At 71.6% G+C, this 16526-nt stretch carries 14 protein-coding genes; 7 read left to right on the plus strand and 7 right to left on the minus strand.

What is annotated here, in order from left to right:
* Window positions 1-18 precede the first annotated feature (18 nt).
* Window positions 19-966, plus strand: a complete 948-nt coding sequence (locus tag ACZ3KP_RS22450) for a DMT family transporter (protein ID WP_467501431.1) — start codon at window positions 19-21, stop codon at window positions 964-966.
* Window positions 967-1267: 301 nt separating this feature from the next.
* On the opposite strand, the gene ACZ3KP_RS22455 is transcribed toward ACZ3KP_RS22450, so the two are convergent.
* Window positions 1268-3676: an endonuclease/exonuclease/phosphatase family protein gene (locus ACZ3KP_RS22455; protein WP_467501533.1), complete on the minus strand. Its 2409-nt coding sequence runs from the start codon at window positions 3674-3676 to the stop codon at window positions 1268-1270.
* Between the two features lie 325 nt (window positions 3677-4001).
* On the opposite strand from ACZ3KP_RS22455, the gene ACZ3KP_RS22460 reads away from it, so the two are divergent.
* Window positions 4002-5186 (plus strand): acyl-CoA dehydrogenase family protein, encoded by a 1185-nt coding sequence (locus ACZ3KP_RS22460; protein ID WP_467501432.1) that lies wholly within the window; start codon window positions 4002-4004, stop codon window positions 5184-5186.
* Between the two features lie 151 nt (window positions 5187-5337).
* Window positions 5338-5610: a hypothetical protein gene (locus tag ACZ3KP_RS22465; protein WP_467501433.1), complete on the plus strand. Its 273-nt coding sequence runs from the start codon at window positions 5338-5340 to the stop codon at window positions 5608-5610.
* A 77-nt stretch (window positions 5611-5687) separates the two neighbouring features.
* Here ACZ3KP_RS22465 and ACZ3KP_RS22470 read toward each other — a convergent pair whose 3' ends face one another.
* Window positions 5688-6431, minus strand: a complete 744-nt coding sequence (locus ACZ3KP_RS22470; RefSeq protein ID WP_467501434.1) for a TetR/AcrR family transcriptional regulator — start codon at window positions 6429-6431, stop codon at window positions 5688-5690.
* Between the two features lie 271 nt (window positions 6432-6702).
* On the opposite strand from ACZ3KP_RS22470, the gene ACZ3KP_RS22475 reads away from it, so the two are divergent.
* Window positions 6703-7365, plus strand: a complete 663-nt coding sequence (locus ACZ3KP_RS22475; RefSeq protein ID WP_467501435.1) for a Tat pathway signal sequence domain protein — start codon at window positions 6703-6705, stop codon at window positions 7363-7365.
* Between the two features lie 149 nt (window positions 7366-7514).
* Window positions 7515-8003: an MSMEG_6728 family protein gene (locus ACZ3KP_RS22480; RefSeq protein ID WP_467501436.1), complete on the plus strand. Its 489-nt coding sequence runs from the start codon at window positions 7515-7517 to the stop codon at window positions 8001-8003.
* A gap of 17 nt (window positions 8004-8020) precedes the next feature.
* On the opposite strand, the gene ACZ3KP_RS22485 is transcribed toward ACZ3KP_RS22480, so the two are convergent.
* The 3 genes from ACZ3KP_RS22485 to ACZ3KP_RS22495 form a co-directional block, all read right to left on the minus strand.
* Window positions 8021-8800: an SDR family oxidoreductase gene (locus tag ACZ3KP_RS22485; RefSeq protein WP_467501437.1), complete on the minus strand. Its 780-nt coding sequence runs from the start codon at window positions 8798-8800 to the stop codon at window positions 8021-8023.
* Window positions 8801-8982: 182 nt separating this feature from the next.
* Window positions 8983-13068 carry a beta-galactosidase gene (locus ACZ3KP_RS22490; RefSeq protein ID WP_467501438.1) on the minus strand — a complete coding sequence of 1362 codons (4086 nt, stop codon included), beginning with the start codon at window positions 13066-13068 and terminating at the stop codon, window positions 8983-8985.
* Window positions 13069-13244: 176 nt separating this feature from the next.
* The gene (locus ACZ3KP_RS22495; RefSeq protein WP_467501439.1) at window positions 13245-13502 is read right to left on the minus strand and encodes a hypervirulence associated TUDOR domain-containing protein; all 258 of its coding nucleotides are present in this window, start codon (window positions 13500-13502) and stop codon (window positions 13245-13247) included.
* A gap of 289 nt (window positions 13503-13791) precedes the next feature.
* Here ACZ3KP_RS22495 and ACZ3KP_RS22500 point away from each other — a divergent pair, with 289 nt between their 5' ends.
* Both ACZ3KP_RS22500 and ACZ3KP_RS22505 read left to right on the plus strand, forming a co-directional pair.
* The gene (locus ACZ3KP_RS22500) at window positions 13792-14616 is read left to right on the plus strand and encodes a SigB/SigF/SigG family RNA polymerase sigma factor (RefSeq protein WP_467501440.1); all 825 of its coding nucleotides are present in this window, start codon (window positions 13792-13794) and stop codon (window positions 14614-14616) included.
* Window positions 14617-14678: 62 nt separating this feature from the next.
* The gene (locus ACZ3KP_RS22505; RefSeq protein WP_467501441.1) at window positions 14679-14984 is read left to right on the plus strand and encodes a DUF5133 domain-containing protein; all 306 of its coding nucleotides are present in this window, start codon (window positions 14679-14681) and stop codon (window positions 14982-14984) included.
* Window positions 14985-15051: 67 nt separating this feature from the next.
* On the opposite strand, the gene ACZ3KP_RS22510 is transcribed toward ACZ3KP_RS22505, so the two are convergent.
* Together ACZ3KP_RS22510 and ACZ3KP_RS22515 are read right to left on the minus strand one after the other, a co-directional pair.
* Window positions 15052-15186 (minus strand): hypothetical protein, encoded by a 135-nt coding sequence (locus ACZ3KP_RS22510; protein WP_467501442.1) that lies wholly within the window; start codon window positions 15184-15186, stop codon window positions 15052-15054.
* A 137-nt stretch (window positions 15187-15323) separates the two neighbouring features.
* Window positions 15324-16415 (minus strand): carboxylate-amine ligase, encoded by a 1092-nt coding sequence (locus ACZ3KP_RS22515; protein WP_467501443.1) that lies wholly within the window; start codon window positions 16413-16415, stop codon window positions 15324-15326.
* Window positions 16416-16526: the final 111 nt, after the last annotated feature.

Here is a 16526-nt window from a genome sequence, read left to right on the forward strand (position 1 = left end):
GGCGGCAGGGTGGTGGGCATGGACACACCTTCCCCCTCGTTCGCCCCGCTCGTGCCCGGCATGGCCGGGATGGTGCTGGTCGGGAGCAGCGTCACGGTCTCGCACACCCTCGTCGACGCACCGCTGTTCACCGCCCAGGCCGTCCGGTACGCGGCCGCGACCGCGATCCTCCTGGTGGTCGCCAGGGCCGCCGGTGCCCGTCCGGTCCGGCCGCGCGGAAAGGAGTGGCTGTGGCTGGCGGGGCTGGCGGTCACCGGCCTGGTGCTGTTCAACGTGGCCGTCGTGCGGGGTGTCGCGCATGCGGAACCCGCGGTGATCGCGGTCGCGGTGGCGTGCGTGCCGGTGGTCCTCGGACTGGTGGGCCCGCTGCTGGAACGGCGCAGGCCCAGCCGCCAGGTCCTGGTGGCGGCGCCCGTCGTCGTGGCGGGCGCGGTGCTGGTGGAGGGGACCGGACGCACCGATCCCGTCGGAGTGGCGTGGGCCGCGCTCGCGCTCGGCTGCGAGGCCGCGTTCACACTGCTCGCGGTGCCGGTGCTGGGACGGCACACCCCGTGGGGGGTGTCCGTGCACGCGACGTGGCTGGGCGGTGCGGTGCTGGCTGGCCTCGGCCTGGCTTCGGAAGGCCCGTCGGCCGTGGCGCGGTTGACGGGAGTGCAGTGGGCTGCCGTCGGCTACCTGGCGCTGCTGGTCACAGCGGTCGCCTTCGTGCTGTGGTACTCGACGGTGAGCGCGGCCGGGGCGGGCCGGGCCGGGCTGCTCACCGGGATCGCCCCGCTCGCGGCGGCGGGCGCGAGCACGGTCGCGGGGACCGGTCCCCCGGGGCCGTCGGTCTGGGCGGGCATCGGGGTGGTCGTGGTGGGTCTGGTCATCGGCCTGCGGCCACGTGGCTCGGCCGCCGGAGCGACACCGGACGGGGGGCGCACGGCCGCGTCGGAAGCCGCCCCCGTCCCGGGCCGCGGCCGCTAGAAGCCTCGTCCCGGGCCGGTCGGTCCCGAGCCTCCGGTCACCGTCGCGAACGCCGTACCCCGCCCCGGCCCCGGCCCCGGGGTCATCGAGAGCCGGGAGCGGCGCGGGCCGTTCCTTGGCGGCCGGGGGCTTGGGGCATCCGCTTCCTGGTGGTCAGCGGTCCGTGGGCACCGGGTGGGGCCGGCCCGGGTCCAGGGCCGCGATCAGCGCTCCAGGACCACGCAGTCGACGCCGCAGCGTGACCGAGGGTGGCCGCCCCGGGTGGGGCGGCCGGGCCTCGCTCAGGTGGGACGGCGCACCCTCACGGCCGCACGCGCACGATCTGCGGGTCGTGGTCGCTGGTCTGCGCGGCGAACTCGCTGTTGATGTGCACCACGTCGTAGTCGGCTTCGCGGCTCAGCGACGGGCTGGTCAGGATGTGGTCCAGGACCTGCGAGTTGCCCTCGTAGACGTAGGAGTAACGCTCCTTGACCGGCAGGGTGTTCACCAGGTCGGTGAGGAGCCTGCCGTTCGCCGTGAGGGAGGTGACCGCCGGTGAGAACTGGTAGTCGTTCAGGTCGCCCAGGACGACCAGGTCGGCCTTAGGGTCCGCCTTCTCCAGGGACTCGACGAAGTCCCGCTCCACCAGCGCCTGCCGGTTGCGCTGTGCCTCGGAGCTGCGCACCGGCGGCTGGAAACGGCTGTCGATCGCCTGGTCGCCGCCCTTGCTGTTGAAGTGGTTGGCGATGACGAACAGCGTCTTGCCGCGGAAGGTGAACTCCCCGGCGAGGGGCTTGCGCGAGGAGGTCCACGCGTCGTCCGTCGGCGCGATCCGGCCCGGGGACGCGGTCAGGTGGGTGTCCGCGCCCTTGCCGGTCACCCCGACGGCCGTCGAGGAGTCGCCGCCCGGACGGTCGGTGAACTGCACCCGGTCGGGGTTGAACAGGAACGCCTGCCGGATGTTGCCGCCCGGCTGGCCGCCGTCCTTGTCGTTGACGGGGTCGATCTGCCGCCACTGGTAGCGCGGTCCGCCGGCCGCGACGATCGCGTCGACCAGCTTGCCCAGCGTCTTGTCGGCGGCGACCGTACCGTCGTCGGTGGCGCCGCTGTTGTCCTGGATCTCCTCCAGCGCGACGATGTCGGGCGAACGGAGGTTCGTCACCAGGCCCTTGGCGAGGGCGTCGAACTTCGACTGCGCGTTGCCCGGTGCCAGGTTCTCCACGTTGTACGTGGCGACGCTCACCTGGGAGGCGCTCTGCTTCGCCGTCACCTCGGGCTCGAGGTCGCCCGTGCGGACGGTGCCGATGGCGCGGGCCTGGAGCGTGTAGGTGCCGGCGAACTGGTTGTAGTCGAGCGGGCCCTCGGTGGTGCCGGACAGCGTGTCGCCGACGTTCGCGACGGGGAACGCCTGCTGGGCGGTGGGGATCAGCGACTGCACCATGAGACGGCCCGAGTTGGGGTCGTCGTAGCCCTTGTACAGGGTGCCGCCCCGCTTGGTGGGGTTCTGGTCGGGCCGGACCGTCACCCACATCTCGGAGTACACATCCGTGGCGCCGACCACGCGGCTGCTGCCGATGCGGACGTTCATGCCCTCCAGCGACTCGTAGGTGTCGAGGGCGTACTCGTCGGGACGCAGCGGCAGGTTCTCGATGCTCGCGCCGCCCGCCTGCGGGGCGAACCGCTCGGGCACCGAGTGCCTGTCGAGGACGACAGGGGCGGGCACGGCGTTGCCGCTGGACACGACGGTCACCGTGGCCTTGGTCAGTTCGGTGACCGACTGGATGCCGGTGCTCTGGCCGCCCGGGTAGTACTCCTGGACGGTGGCGTCGACGGAGACGCTGTCGCCCACCTTCACGGTGGGCGTGGCCGAGCCGGTGAAGACGAAGACGCCCTCGCTGGTGCGCGGGTCCGCGTCGGGGTTCGGGTCCTGGAACCAGAAGCCCTGCGAGGAGCCGTACGCGCGGACGCCGGTGACGACGCCGGTGACCCCGGAGACGGCCTTGCCGTCGAGGGGCGAGACGCGGGAGGTGCCCTGGATGTCGTGGATCTTCGCCGGGGTGGCGGGCGGGGTGGTGGGGGGCTGCGTGGTCGGCGGGTCGCTCGGAGTCGCGCCGCCTCCGGTGTCCCCGGTGTTCTGCGGGGACGGGTCGCCGGCCGTGAAGTCCGCGGCGTTGTCGTCGGTGTCGGCGAGGGAGGCCGAGCGCGCCACGGACGCGGTGTTGCTCGCGCCGGCCGCCGCGCCGTTGCCCTCGTGCACCACCGCGGTGCCGAAGCCGACCAGGTCCTTCACCCGGGGGTCCGCCTGACAGTCGGCGGCGGTGAGGCAGGTCAGCGGGTCGCTGCCGGTGACCAGGGCGACGGTGCCGTTGGTGCCGGACATGTTGATGGAGCCGGTGGCGTCGGGCGTGGGCAGGGCCTTGGTGCCGCCCGTGCCCGCGGCCTCCTGGACCAGGTAGCGGCCGCCGCCGGCGAGCGAGCCGGTGAGCGGGGTCGACTGCCACTTTGAGGACGCGGTCGGCGCGCCCGGCAGGTACTGCACGCTGTAGCCGCTGAGGTCCACCGAGCCGCTGCCGGCGTTGGCCAGTTCGACGAAGTCGTTGGTGTACGTGGCGCCCGAGTTGCCGCCGCCTCCGTAGACCTCGGCGATCAGGGCCTCGTGCGAGGCGGCCATGGCGTTGATGCTCAGACCGGCGGTGGCGAGCACGACCGCGCCCGCTATGCCGTAGGGCAGGGCTCGCTTGCGTCTGGTGTGCTGGGAACGCGGCTCGGCGGCCTCGGATGAGGGGTGCGACACGGAGGAGCTCTCCTTCATGCAGACGGCGTGACGTGGTACGTGAGCGTGCGGGGCCGCCCCGGCGTACGACCGGGCCAAGATACGCGCGTAGACAATGCGATCGCAGTAACCCGCAGGTGAACTCTGGGACACAAAGGGAGGTCTGGCATTCCGGTTGGCGATCGAAGCGCTGGACTCCCCCTGGTCTCCCGCGCGTTGACAGCCGCCGGGATCGGCGCGACGGTGAGGGTTCCTGCCGGGTCCCCAGTGCGGAGGCCGTCCCTTGACCAGTTCGTCAGTACCCCGCTCGGAGGCCGATCTCGTCGAACGCGTCCGCGCGCTGCACCCACTCATCCGCTCGCACGCCCTGCGCGCGGAGCAGGAACGGCGAGTGACCGGCGAGGTCGTCGAGGCTCTCACGGACGCCGGGATCCACCGTATGAACGTCCCCCGCCGTTACGGGGGCCAGCAGACCTCCTTACGGACCCAGGTCGACGCGCTGAGCGCCGTCTCCGCCGGGTGCGGGTCGGCCGGGTTCATGGCGTTGATCCAGGCCGGGTGCGCGTTCATCGCTTCCCTGTTCCCCGACGAGGCCCAGGACGAGATCTTCACGGACCCCGATGTACGGGTCGGCGGCACTCTCGTCCCGAGTTCGAAAGCCGTTCCCGTGGACGGCGGTTACACGGTCAACGGGAACTCTCCGTTCGCGACCGGCTGTCAGGACGCCGAATGGCATCTGCTGACCGCGCTGGCCGGCACCGGGGACGGGCCGCCGGAGATGGTGTGGCTGGCGATCCCCATGACCGATCTCAAGGTGCTGGACGACTGGAACGTCTCCGGTCTGAGCGGGAGCGGCAGCAACACCGTCGTCGCCCAGGACGTGTACGTGCCCGCCCACCGCGTCCTGCCGGTCGGGCCGTTGCTGGCGGGCACCTTCCCGTCCCGGCGCAACGGCGCCGACCCCTTCTACCGGATGCCCGTCCTGCTGCTGTTCTGTGCCTGGACGGCCGCGAACGCCCTCGGACTGGGCCGCGCGGCTCTGACGGAGTTCGGGGAGCGCATCCATCGGCGGGGCATCACGTACACCCTCTACGAGCGCCAGCACGAGGCACCGGTGACGCATCTCCAGCTGGCCGAGGCGGCGATGAAGGTCTCCTCCGCGGAACTGATCACCGCCGACTTCGTGGGGCTGATCGAGGCCAGGGCGGCCGACGCACGGCCCTTCACGGCGCAGGAGAGGGCTCGGATCAGGGCGCAGTGCGGGTATCTGACGCGGTTGTGCAAGGAAGCCGCCGACCTGGTCGGGTCCGCCTCCGGCGCCTCGTCCCTGCACCGGGAGGTGCCGATCCAGCGAATCGTCCGGGACCTCAACGCCCTGAGCCTGCACTCGTTCGTCAACCCCACCGCCAACCTGGAGCTGTACGGCCGAGTGCTGTCGGGGCTCGACGCCGGGACGCCGTTCTTCTAGGGGCACACCGCATGCTGTGACAAGGTCGTTCGCGCTGTGTCAAGTCCCGAATTCGAGTCACGTGACCGGGGTGGGGCGGCATGTCCCAATGGAGGCATGAGGTCGCACGGAAACGGCGGCGGCCCACTCGCCTCACTCAAGGAGAACTCCCATGTCGCGTTTCACTCGTATCGCCGTCCTGACCGCTTCGACCGCGCTGGCCGCGGGCGGGGCACTGATCCCCACCAGCGCGTTCGCCGCCCCGGCGCACACCGGCGCCGTGACCATGGCCCCCAGCCATCACCACCACGGGGGCGGGGGCGCGGTCAACAACGTCCCGATCTTCAACAACGGCAACGGCGGCGGCGCAGTCAACAACGTCCCCATCTTCAACAACGGCAACGGCGGCGGCGCAGTCAACAACGTCCCCATCTTCAACAACTGAGCGTACTCGTGCGGCCGAGCGGTGCCCCGCTCGGCCGCACCTCCGTGACCCGCCGGCAGCACGGCGATCCGCTCTGTTCAGGGCTCCGGGTTCAGGCAGGCCGGGAGGGGGCCCGTGGCGGGGGGCGGGTCGGACAGGCAGGCGGCGGCCTGCTCCGGGCCCAGGAACGGGGCGAGTACCGAGAAGGCCAGGCCCGGCAGCAGGGCGGGCAGTTCGGCGGTCCGGCCGGCGGCTATCCGTCGGTAGATCGCGGAGTACACGCCACCGACCACCGTGTCCACCAGCTCCTCCTCGGGAACCGGAAGCTCCAGGTCGGGCAGGTCGGTGAAGTAGTCGCGGAAGCGGGTCAGCAGGTGCTCGCGGGCCTCTCGCCCGGCGGGGCCGACGGCGTCGATCTCCACGATCGCCATCGCCGCGAACGCCGGCGCCTCGGCGAGGATCGCGAGGAGCGCGCCCAGCCCGGCGCGCACCTTTCCCGGCCAGTCGGGGGCCTGGGCACGAGCCTCCTCCATGGCGGCGAGGACCTGCGAGGTGCCGTGGTGGTGGGCGGCGAGGAAGGCGTCCTCCTTCCCCTTGAAGATCTCGTAGAAGACCGGCCTGGTCACGCCGGCCGCCTGGCAGATGTCGCTGACCCGGGTACCGGCGTATCCGACCTGGGCGACGGTGCGGACGAACCCGTCCAGCAGCCGGTCCCGCTGGTTGGCGGCGACGGCCTCGGAAGACGTACGGCGGGGACCGCGCCGCAGCGAGCGCTCCGGGTCGCGCCCCCTTCGGGTACCGGGCAGCACCAACGGCGGCGGCACCGGCGAACCTGCTGCCATTCCATGCCCTTTCTCACGAACTCACGTGATGTGCCTTGACGTTGAATACTCGTCAGGTTTACAACCTTCACAGGTTTTCTTCTGGTGCGGACCTGCGGCGGACGACCCGCTGGAGCCGCCAGTGTCACGCACCCGCACAGCGCCAACAAGTGCACCGGTCCGGCAGTCCCCGCACCCGGGACAGCCATGCCCGGGTCGCCGTCCCTTGCCGTGCCCGGGACGGCCGCCCCCCTTCCTCGGCATACCCGCACGCCCGAAAGAGGACTCACCCATGCGCAGATTCGGCGTCTCCGCCTTAACCGTCACCGCCGCCCTGTCCGCTCTGGCCCTGCTTCCCGCCGCCTCCGTCTCGGCGGCCGGCTCCGTGCTCACCTACGGCAGCGCCGGCGGCAACGCGGTCTCCGTGGGCGACGTGGTCACCGCCTCCCTGGCCAGTGGCACCAAGGCCTCCCTCGCCACCACCAGCGGTGGTTCGACCGGCATCACGTGCACCGGCTCGTCGCTGTCCGCCAAGGTGACGTCGAACCCCGCCGCCCCGGGCACCGCGACCGAGTCCGCGACCTCCCAGACCTTCAGCGGCTGCTCCAGCAACGTCCTCGGCGTCACCGGCGTGCAGAGCGTCACCGTCAACAACCTGCCGTACACGACGTCCGCGGCCTCGGGCGGGGCGGTGACGGTGACCCCGGCCTCGGGCAGCACCATCCAGACCACGGTGGTCCTGTCCACCCTGCTGGGCACCGTCAACTGCGTCTACCGGGCGTCCGGGCTGGCCGCGGTGAGCTCCAACACCGCCAACAGCCTGACCTTCACCAACCAGGCGTTCACCAAGGCGTCCGGCTCGTCCCTGTGCGCGGCCAACGGATACTTCACGGCGGCCTACGCGCCGGTCGTCGACAGCAGCGTCAGCGGCTCTCCCGCCGTCTTCACCAACTGATCTCCGGTACGGCGATCCGGCTCCGTTCGACTCCGCGAGCCCGGGGAACACGGCGGGAAGGTGAGCGGTACCACGATCGCCACGAACACGTCCGGCGGGCCGGCCGTCCACCAGCCGGCCCCGCCGGGCGGGAAGCGGGACGGTGACTGATGCAGACGTTCCTCCCCGATCCCGACTTCCGGCGCACCGCGCAGCTCCTGGACCGGCGCCGGCTGGGCAAGCAGCGTGTCGAGGCACTCCAGGTCCTGCGCGGCCTGACCGTCCCCGGCTACGGATGGCGCCGGCACCCGGCCGTACGGATGTGGACCGGCTACGAGGAGGCGCTGGTGCGGTACGGCCTGGAGATCTGCCGGGTCTGGCGGGAGCAGGGCCACCAGGACAGCTGCGCCGCGTCCCTGGTCGCCGGGCTGGCCATGTGCCGTCCGGGCGCTCAGGTGCGCGACCAGGCAGAACTGGCGGCCGCCGGGAAGCTGCCGCCCTGGCTCGGCGACGAGGCGTTCCACGAGAGCCACCGCTCGGCACTCGTCCGCAAGGACCGCGAGGTGTACGCCGCTCTGTTCCCCGGCGTGCACGACGACCTGCCGTACGCGTGGCCCGCGTCGGACCGGGGGCCACGGCAGACACCGACCGGCCAGTGACATCGGCAGCCACTGGTTCACCACGTCGGGACGAATCCTCCGTCGATGCGCAGATCGCTGCCGATGATGTTGGCGGCCCGGTCACCGGCCAGGTACACGACCAGGTCGGCGATCTCCGCGGGGCGGGAGAAGCGTCCGCTGACGGTGGCGGCCGCGGCCTGGGCCATGACCTCCCGCGCCTCCAGACCCGCGGCGGCCGAAACGGTGTCGGCCACTCCCCCACTGCCGAGCCACAGCTCCGTCTCGACCGGCCCGGGGCTCACGCTGTTCACCCGCACGCCACGGGGCCCGAACTCCTTCGACAGGGCCTTGGAGAAGTTGACCAGCGCGGCTTTGGCCGCGCTGTAGTCGACCACCGTCGGATCGGGCAGTTCGGCGTTGACCGAGCCGATGTTCACGATGGAACCGCGGCCGGTCTCCAGCATGAGGGGCAGTACGGCCCGGGTGACCGCGATCGTCGCGAACAGGTTGAGCTCCAGGGTCCGCCGCCATTGGGCGTCGGTCACGCTGAGGAAGCCGCCGGGCCGGGCGTGGGCCGAGCCCACGTTGTTGACCAGCACGTCTATGTGCTGCCCTGCCGCGGCCACGAGGTGGTGGGCGCTGTCCGGCTCGGTCAGGTCCAGCTGGACCCAGCGGGCTCCGCCCTCTTTCACCAGGACGTCGAGCCCCGGTGACATGGTCCGCGCCGCCGCGACCACGTCGGCTCCCGCGGCCACCAGCGCCTCGGCCACGGCGAGACCGATGCCCTTGCTCGCGCCGGTGACGACGGCCGTCCTGTACCGCAGATCATCTGTCATGGTCCGCTCCTCACCACTCGCGGTGCCCCGTCCCTCCAGCCTCGGGCCTCTGGCCGGGAAGCGCCGTACGAGGGCGGGTGGCGGACGCGGCACAGGACCGGGACGGCCTCTGGGCCGTCCCGGTCCCTCGGCCCCCTCGGGTGCCCCTGGCGAAGACCCCTCCGCCGGCGACCGACGAGGCTCTATCCGCACGTCAGTGTCGGCGTCCCCCAGTCTCCGTGGTCGTTGCCGTTGCCGTCACCGGCGTCGCCGACCCTGAGGTCGACCACCTGGGCGCCGCTGACGTCGACGTCGATCGGCACCGCCGCCTGCTTGCCCCGGATCGTCGGCGTGGTCACCAGGGTCTTGCCGTCGGCGATGACGGAGAACGTCACCGTTCCCGCGCCGCCCGTCTCGTCGTCGACACCGACGTCGGCCGCCAGGCGGGAGCAGGTTCCGGCGAGGTAGAGCTGGACGTCGCTGACCGAGTTGGTGCCCAGGCCCTTGGCGTGGCCCACGCCGGCGATGCTGATCGGCCGGCCGTCCCCGGCCGCCTGCTCGCCGACGCTGCTGTCCCGTTCCACCGGCCCCCACCCGTTGGTGGCGGACAGGAACGGCAGGTCGCTGACCGCGCTCTTCCCGGCGGGGGGCGCCGACGGGATCCCGCCGACGATGCGCTCGTCGGTCCCGGTGGCCTGCCGTCCGTGCTGCTGGTAGTGCACGGTGGTGGTGAGGGCGGAGGCGGACGGCAGCGTGCCGGCCGGGGGCCGGACGTTCCACGTGAAGGTGGCCGACGCACCCGGTCGTACGCGCTCGGCCGACGTGGGGCCGGTGGCGCTGACGCTCCAGCCGTCGGGGGCGGAGAGCGAGGCCGTCAGCCGGGTGGCGGCCGATCCGTCCTTGGGCACCCGCAGGGTCGTCCGGGCGGTGAAGGCCTGTGCCGGCTGCGCGGTGTCGGGCACCTCCAGGGTGACGTCGGCGCCAGGGCGCTTCGGCATCGCGTACGTGCGGCTGTCGTAGCGGGGGCTGTCGTTCTGGGCGACGCGCAGGGAGGAGGTGTAGCTGCCGTAGTCGGTGAGCGAGACCTGGCCGAGCCCGCCGGTGCTGCCGTCGAGGTTCCAGACGGCGATGGCGATGCTGTTGTGGCCGTTCGGGTTCAGGATTCCGTTGGGGATGGGGAACGTGTGCTGCGGACCCAGGTAGTTGACGTAGTTGCCGAGCTGCCAGCCGTTGACGAAGATCGTGGCACGGTACCTGCGTGCGGCGTCGTCGGTGAACGTCAGGCCGACCGAGGTGTCCTGACCGCGTGGCAGATCGAGGCGGGCGTCGGTGCGGTACCAGGAGACACCCGGCCGGGTGTCGGTCGTCGGCAGTGTCACCTTGTTCCACTTGCCGTCCGGGTAGCCCGGCAGGGACCAGCCGGCCCGCTCGCCGTACAGACCGCCCGTCGAGAGCGGGCCGCGCACCGTGTCCTGCGGGTCCTCGCCGCCGCGTACACCCTGAAGGCGCCAGGTGACGGAGGTCAGCGGGGCGCCGACGAGGGAGGCGCTGGTAAGGCCGCGGGCCGTCTTGTTGCCGTTGGTGGAGTTGTAGTCCTCCTCGTGTCCCATGTTCACGGTGAGCACGGAGAGGACGTTGTCACCCGTGGACTTGACCGAGCCGGCCGGGAAGGCGAGGTCGGCGCTGCCCGTGGTGGAGCTGCCCAGGAAGGTGCCGTTGAGCCAGGCGGAGAACGCCTGGGCGCCGCCGCCGGAGTCCGAGACCAGATGGATGCCGGTTTCCTTGCCGGTGGCGCGGAACCGGCCGCGGTACCAGGTGTTGCCGGTGTGGAAGCCGTAGTCGTCGGCGTAGAGCACCGGCAGGGCGTTGACGCCGGAGACACTGTTGGTGGTCGTCCTGTCGGCCACCTGCCAGCCGGAGTCGTCGAAGCCGGGGGCCGCTTCGGGGGATTCCTCGGCGTGCTTCCAGTTCGTCAGCGCCGGCAGCCGCACCGCGGCCGCGGTCGCGATCTCCCCGGTCAGGCTTCCGGTGCCGGTGGCCCGGGTGTGCACCGTCCGGCCGTTCCAGGTGACCCGGGCCGCGGAGCTGAACACCTCGATGTTCTTGTCGTCGGCGTTGTCACCGGTGAGCGCCACGGTGCGGCCGCTGTCCCGGCTGGTCGCCGTCCGCAGCAGGTGCGTGCCGCGGACGAGGACCGGGCCGGCCGCCGTGTCCTGGCGCCAGAAGGTCTTCGCCGTCGCCTTGTCGCCGACGAGGAGCAGCAGCGGGCGCTGTCCGCCGCCGCTGATGCCGATGCGGATCAGGCCCTTGTGCGTGTAGTTCAGCCGCAGGTCGCCGGTGGCCGGGTCCCAGGTGGTGTCGGCGGTGCCGCCGCTGGTGACCACGGTGGGCTTGGCGGAGTAGCGCAGGACCGTCTCGCCGTCGCTGCCCGGGTCGCCGTAGAGCACGGCGACGTCCCGGTCGCCGATGGTGGCGCTGGTCATGATCTCCGAGGTCGAGTACTGCAACTGCGAGTCGCCGAGCCGGTAGTCGGCGACGATCACGTGGGAGTCGCGCCCGTCGAGGGTGATCGCGGTGCCGGGCTGCTGGGGGACGACCGGGTAGGTCGGTTCCGCGGCGGCGGCGCCCGTCGGCACGTCGATGGCGTCGATGGCCACGTAGTTGTCCGTGGACGCCGAGCTGTGCGTCCCGGTGACGACGATCTTCAGGGTGTGTGCCCCGGCGGCCAGGCCGGTCTTCTGGAAGAGCACCGCCTGGTTCTCGCCGCCGGAGTCGTCGACCGTCGCCTCCTTCGTGCCGTCGAGGTAGACGTCGGCGTAGCCGTGGTTGTTCGTCTTCGAGCCGATCCAGCGGATCGCGGTGCCGTCGAAGGGAACGGTGACCGAGTCACCGGCCTTGTTCGAGAAGGACTCGGTGTGCTTGTAGTCGCCACCGGTGTAGCTCTGGTCGGCCACGTGCGACCACGAACCGGTGTACTGGAGCGCGGAGTCCGGGTCGTCCCAGGTGTAGCTGGTGTCCGCGGACGGCTGGGCGTTGAAGTCCAGTGCGATGTGGGTCCTGTCGACCGCGGTGGACGTGGAGTTGCCGTGCCGCAGGACGTGGAACTGTGTCTTGGTGTCGGGGTTCATCCGGGCGGTGTCGACGACGGCGGAGTCGTCCGGGGGCGTGGCCCTGATCGCCTCCGTCTTGGTCAGCGGGGCGACGGACTGGGTGAAGTAGCCGATCAGCTTGTCCTCGTAGTACTTCGGATCGAGCTGCCGGGTCTCGCGGATCGCCGCCCCGTAGTCGTACGACGTGTAGTTCTCCGGCATACCCAGCCAGCCCCAGTTGGTGCCGCCGTAGGTCATGTAGAAGCTCTGCGCGGTGGCACCGACGGCTATGTTCTGCTTGTAGAACACGTTGGCGAACTGGTCGTTGATGAGCTGGGCGCACTTGTCGTAGCCCGGTCCGCCCCAGGGGTCGAAGGCTCCGCCCTGGAACTCCGGTGAGTACAGCGGCTTTCCGGCGGGGTGGTCGTAGCTGATGTCGGGGACGCCGTTCCACTTCGTGGGGTTGGAGCAGTCGAAGCCCTGCGGGTAGGAGTCGGGGCCGTCGACGTCCAGGGCGCCGGTACCGGAGTTGAAGGTGCCGTTGTTGTTGCCGGTCAGCGGGACCGTGATGCCGTCGGCTCGGGCCTTGTCCTCCAGGTGCTGCATGTAGGAGCGGCCGGCGGCCGAGCCGTTGTAGTACTCGTTCTCGACCTGGTAGGCGATGACCGAGCCGGTGCCGTTGGTGAGTTGGTGGCGGGCGATGATGCGGTCGATCTGGGTCAGCCATTCGTCCGCGTACTTCAGGAAGCGCGGGTCGTCGCTGCGGTTGTTGCCGGCCTTGGTGGTCAGCCAGCCGGGCAGGCCGCCGCTGTCGACCTCCGCGTTGATGTACGGCGCGGGCCGCGCGATGACGTACAGGCCGGCCTCCTGGGCCATGTCGAGCAGCCTGTCGACGTCCCGGACCCCGCTGAAGTCGTACACGCCCGGCCTGGGCGAGTGGTAACCCCAGTCGAAGTACAGCGAGGTGGAGTTGAATCCGGCGGCCTTCATCTTCTGGAAGATGTCGCGCCACAGGTCCGGGCTCGGCAGCCGGAAGTAGTGGAACTCGCCGGACCACAGGTAGGTGCGCCTGCCGTCGACGAGGAACGAGTAGCCGTCGAGCGTCACCGTGTGCGCCTGCGGACCTGCGGCAGGCGTCGCGGTGGGTGACGGCCCGCCCCCGTGCCCGCCCGCGTCCAGCGCGGCGGCTGGTCCGGTCATGCCCACGGCCAGGGCGATGGTCGCGGTCGTCGCGAGGACCGCCCTCCACCACCGACGTCGACCGGGTCCCGCGTCCTCGGAACGGCTCCGACTACCCCGCACTGCGGCCTCCATCCGCCTGAGCACTCATCATCGAACAGACTCAGGCAGACCCGAACAGTAAAGGGCCACAAGGCTCAACACAATGGGGCGGGAGAACACAGTCGGGGCGGTGGAGGCCAAGTCGGCTCACCTGTGGCCGCCGAGCGGCCGGACTTGGCGCTGCGCACCTGGTACTGCGGATCGTCCGGTGCCGCGTCCACCGTGCGGCCCGCGGCCCGGGTGCGCTTGGTGATCTCCTTCTCCACCTCGCGCTCGGCCTGGCCGCCGTGACTCTTCCAGGCCACCTTGTCGCCCTTCTTCAGGCTCTCGCGCCCGCCCCTTTTCCTCGCCATACCGGCACACCTTTCCGGACAGCCGTCCCCCTGTTCCAGGGTGCCGTCACCGCGCCCGTGGCGCAGCCGCGGTGACGGTGTGAAGAGCTGGGGTTTACCGCTCGAAGTCAGGGGCAGCCGGAGTTTCGTGCTTCGGACCGGAGGCGCAGGCCCAGCGGGTGACCACCCGGGCTGCCGGCATTCTCCGGGGCCCGTGCACCTCTCCGCTGCGGCACCCTGACCCACCCTTCAGGACAGGTCCGGAACGCGGTTCCGGACTTCTGGAAAGACCGTTCAGGAGCGATTCCGCATGCTCACCGACTTGTCGACCAGCCGTCCCGCGACGCCCGGCCACACCGCCGCGGGGACGTCCCGCCGCACCCACGACGACGCCCCTGACACAGCGGCCCTCTTCGCCCGTCTCGCCGCCCTCGACGAGGGCCCCGAGCGCGACGCGCTGCGCGACGAACTGGTCGCGGCCTGGCTGCCCATGGCCCACCGCATCGCCGGCCGCTTCCGCGACCGCGGCGAAGCGGTCGAGGACCTCCGCCAGGTCGCCGCCCTCGGCCTGGTCAAGGCCGTCGACCGCTACGACCCCTCCCGCGGCGCCTTCGAGAGCTACGCCGTACCCACCATCACCGGCGAGGTCAAACGCCACTTCCGCGACCGCATGTGGGCCCTGCGCGTGCCCCGCCGCGTCCAGGAACTGCGCAACCGCGTCCGCGTCGCCCGCCGCGCCCTGACCGAGAACCCCGGCTCCCCCGAACCCGGCATCGCCGACCTCGCCGCCCACACCGGGCTCACCGAGGACGAGGTCACCGCAGGCCTGGAAGCCCTCGAAAGCTTCAGCACCCTGTCCCTGGACGCCGAACTGTCCAGCACCGAGGACGGCTACAGCCTCGCCGACACCCTCGGCGACACCGACGGCTCCTACGACACCGTCATCGACCGCGAAGCCGCCAAGGAAGGCCTGCGCCGCCTGCCCGAACGCGAACGCGCCATCCTCTACATGCGCTTCTTCGAGGACATGACCCAAAGCCGCATCGCCGACCAGCTCGGCATCTCCCAGATGCACGTCTCCCGCCTCATCAGCCGCAGCTGCGCCCGCGTCCGCGCCGAAGCGATGCGCGGGTGACCCGTCCACCGCAGTCCGCAAGTCGTACCGCCGTACCCGTCCCGACCCGAGGAGACCGTCCCATGCTGATGCCCCACCCCGCGACCCTGCGCAGACTCGTCAAGGAGTACGAAGCGCTCCTCGTGACCGAGACACTCGTCGACGACGCCTCGGTGGGCACCCGCCTGCAGGACCTGGCCTACACCCTCTGCGTGTCCACCGGGACCCGGGAGGTCACGGACGCCCTGCGCGTGGCGCACGACTACCTCGACCGCACCATGGACAGTGCCGACACGGCGGGCGCCGCGCCCGCCGCGGGCCCGGCGCGGACCATCCTCAGCCGCCAGGTGTCCCGGGCACCGGCCCCCAGTGTGCTGTCCCAGGGCTGACGGACAACGCCCGGCGACATCCTGGACCTGGTCCCGGCCCGACACGACGGGCCGGGACCGGCCGCGCTCAGGCGCCGGCGCCGGTGAGGGTCCGCACGACCTCGCGCGGGTGCCGGGACGCTCTGGCGGTGCCGGCGTCCGCCGACCGTCTGGTGCCGCTGCCGGTGCGGGTGGAGAAGGGTGAGGCCCGGCTGCGGGTCACCCTCGCTCCCCGGCCCGGATTCGGCGCGGACCGCCTGTCGGCCCCTCGGCTGGAGGAGAGGCTGAGGACGCGGCTCATGGGTGCGGCGCGGGCCCAGTGGATTCCCGGGCCCACGCTGCGGGGTCCGGCCCGCAGTCTCAGGACGAGCTGCTCATCCCGGTGATCATGTCGGTGACCTCGGCGATGCCGCCGTGGGCCAGAGCCTGCCGTTGCCGGTCCGCGCCGGTGCCCAGCTGAAGCAGCCGGTGCACCAGGGCCCTGACCTCCCGCGCGTCTCCCGCGTCCTCCAGGGCCGGACCGACGTGGCGCATCAGACGGCAGACCACGTCCCCGGCGCGGCGCCGTACCCCCTCCGGGTCGATCAGGTCCCCGGAGAGCCCGTGCCGGGCGGCCTGCCACATCGCCCCCTCCAGCAGTTCCGGGTCCGGCTGCGGTCGGGGCAGGTCCTCGGCGCCGTCCCAGATCGCGCGCTGTACGAGGGCGCGTACCGTCCCGGCGAACAGCACGGCCTCGTCGGTGCCCAGCTGGACGTCGAAGCAGCGGATCTCGAGGGTGGGATAGTGCTCGGACAGTCTCGCCTGCCAGTAGAGCTGGCCGGTGTCGGCGATGACACCGGCGTCCAGCAGGCGTTGCACCCGCCGGTCGTAGTCGGTGTCGTCGGCGAAGTACGGGGGGACGCCGCTGACCGGCCACCGGTCGTAGATCAGGGTGCGCCAGGTGGCGAAGCCGGTGTCCTCGCCCTCCCACAGCGGGGAGTTGGCCGACATCGCGGTCAGTACCGGCAGCCAGGGCCGGATCCGGTCGAGGACCTGCACGCCGGTGAGCCGGTCCGGCACGGCGGCGTGGATGTGCATGCCGTTGACGAGTTGTTCGGCGACCAGCTGCGGAGCCTGCCGCTGCATGGCCCGGTAGCGGGGGGAGTCGGTGACCGGGACGGACCGGGTGTGCGACGGGGGTGTGCCGCTGGCCAGCACGCGGCAGCCGAGTGCCTCCGCCGCCGCGGTGACGGCGTGCCGCAGCCGCAGCAGGTGGCCGCCGACCTCGTCGAGCGTGCCGCAGACGGGGGTGACCGCTTCCACCTGGGCCTGCGACAGCTCCGGATGGAGTTCCTGAGCGGTCACGAAGGGCTTCAGCCCCGCCGCCGAGCGCACCTTGTCCCCCTGCGGCGCGGGCCGGCCGGTGACCGCGTCGATCAGCAGGTATTCCTCTTCGACACCCAGGGTGATCACGTCGGTGCGCCTTCCGTCTCTCGGCCTCTCGGCCGTGCCTGCCGACCGCCAGGACCGGAGCGGCTTGCGGGGACCAAGTGACCGTAAGCGCCGCGGCACAAACGTGGTCGG

It is taken from the genome of Streptomyces sp. NPDC020958 (assembly GCF_055562175.1).

Coding starts and splice junctions, on each gene's coding strand:
- ACZ3KP_RS22450 (WP_467501431.1), top strand. CDS start 19: ATGGACACACCTTCCCCCTCGTTCGCCCCGCTCGTGCCCGGCATGGCC.
- ACZ3KP_RS22465 (WP_467501433.1), top strand. CDS start 5,338: ATGTCGCGTTTCACTCGTATCGCCGTCCTGACCGCTTCGACCGCGCTG.
- ACZ3KP_RS22470 (WP_467501434.1), bottom strand. CDS start 6,431: ATGGCAGCAGGTTCGCCGGTGCCGCCGCCGTTGGTGCTGCCCGGTACC.
- ACZ3KP_RS22475 (WP_467501435.1), top strand. CDS start 6,703: ATGCGCAGATTCGGCGTCTCCGCCTTAACCGTCACCGCCGCCCTGTCC.
- ACZ3KP_RS22480 (WP_467501436.1), top strand. CDS start 7,515: ATGCAGACGTTCCTCCCCGATCCCGACTTCCGGCGCACCGCGCAGCTC.
- ACZ3KP_RS22485 (WP_467501437.1), bottom strand. CDS start 8,800: ATGACAGATGATCTGCGGTACAGGACGGCCGTCGTCACCGGCGCGAGC.
- ACZ3KP_RS22490 (WP_467501438.1), bottom strand. CDS start 13,068: ATGACCGGACCAGCCGCCGCGCTGGACGCGGGCGGGCACGGGGGCGGG.
- ACZ3KP_RS22495 (WP_467501439.1), bottom strand. CDS start 13,502: ATGGCGAGGAAAAGGGGCGGGCGCGAGAGCCTGAAGAAGGGCGACAAG.
- ACZ3KP_RS22500 (WP_467501440.1), top strand. CDS start 13,792: ATGCTCACCGACTTGTCGACCAGCCGTCCCGCGACGCCCGGCCACACC.
- ACZ3KP_RS22505 (WP_467501441.1), top strand. CDS start 14,679: ATGCTGATGCCCCACCCCGCGACCCTGCGCAGACTCGTCAAGGAGTAC.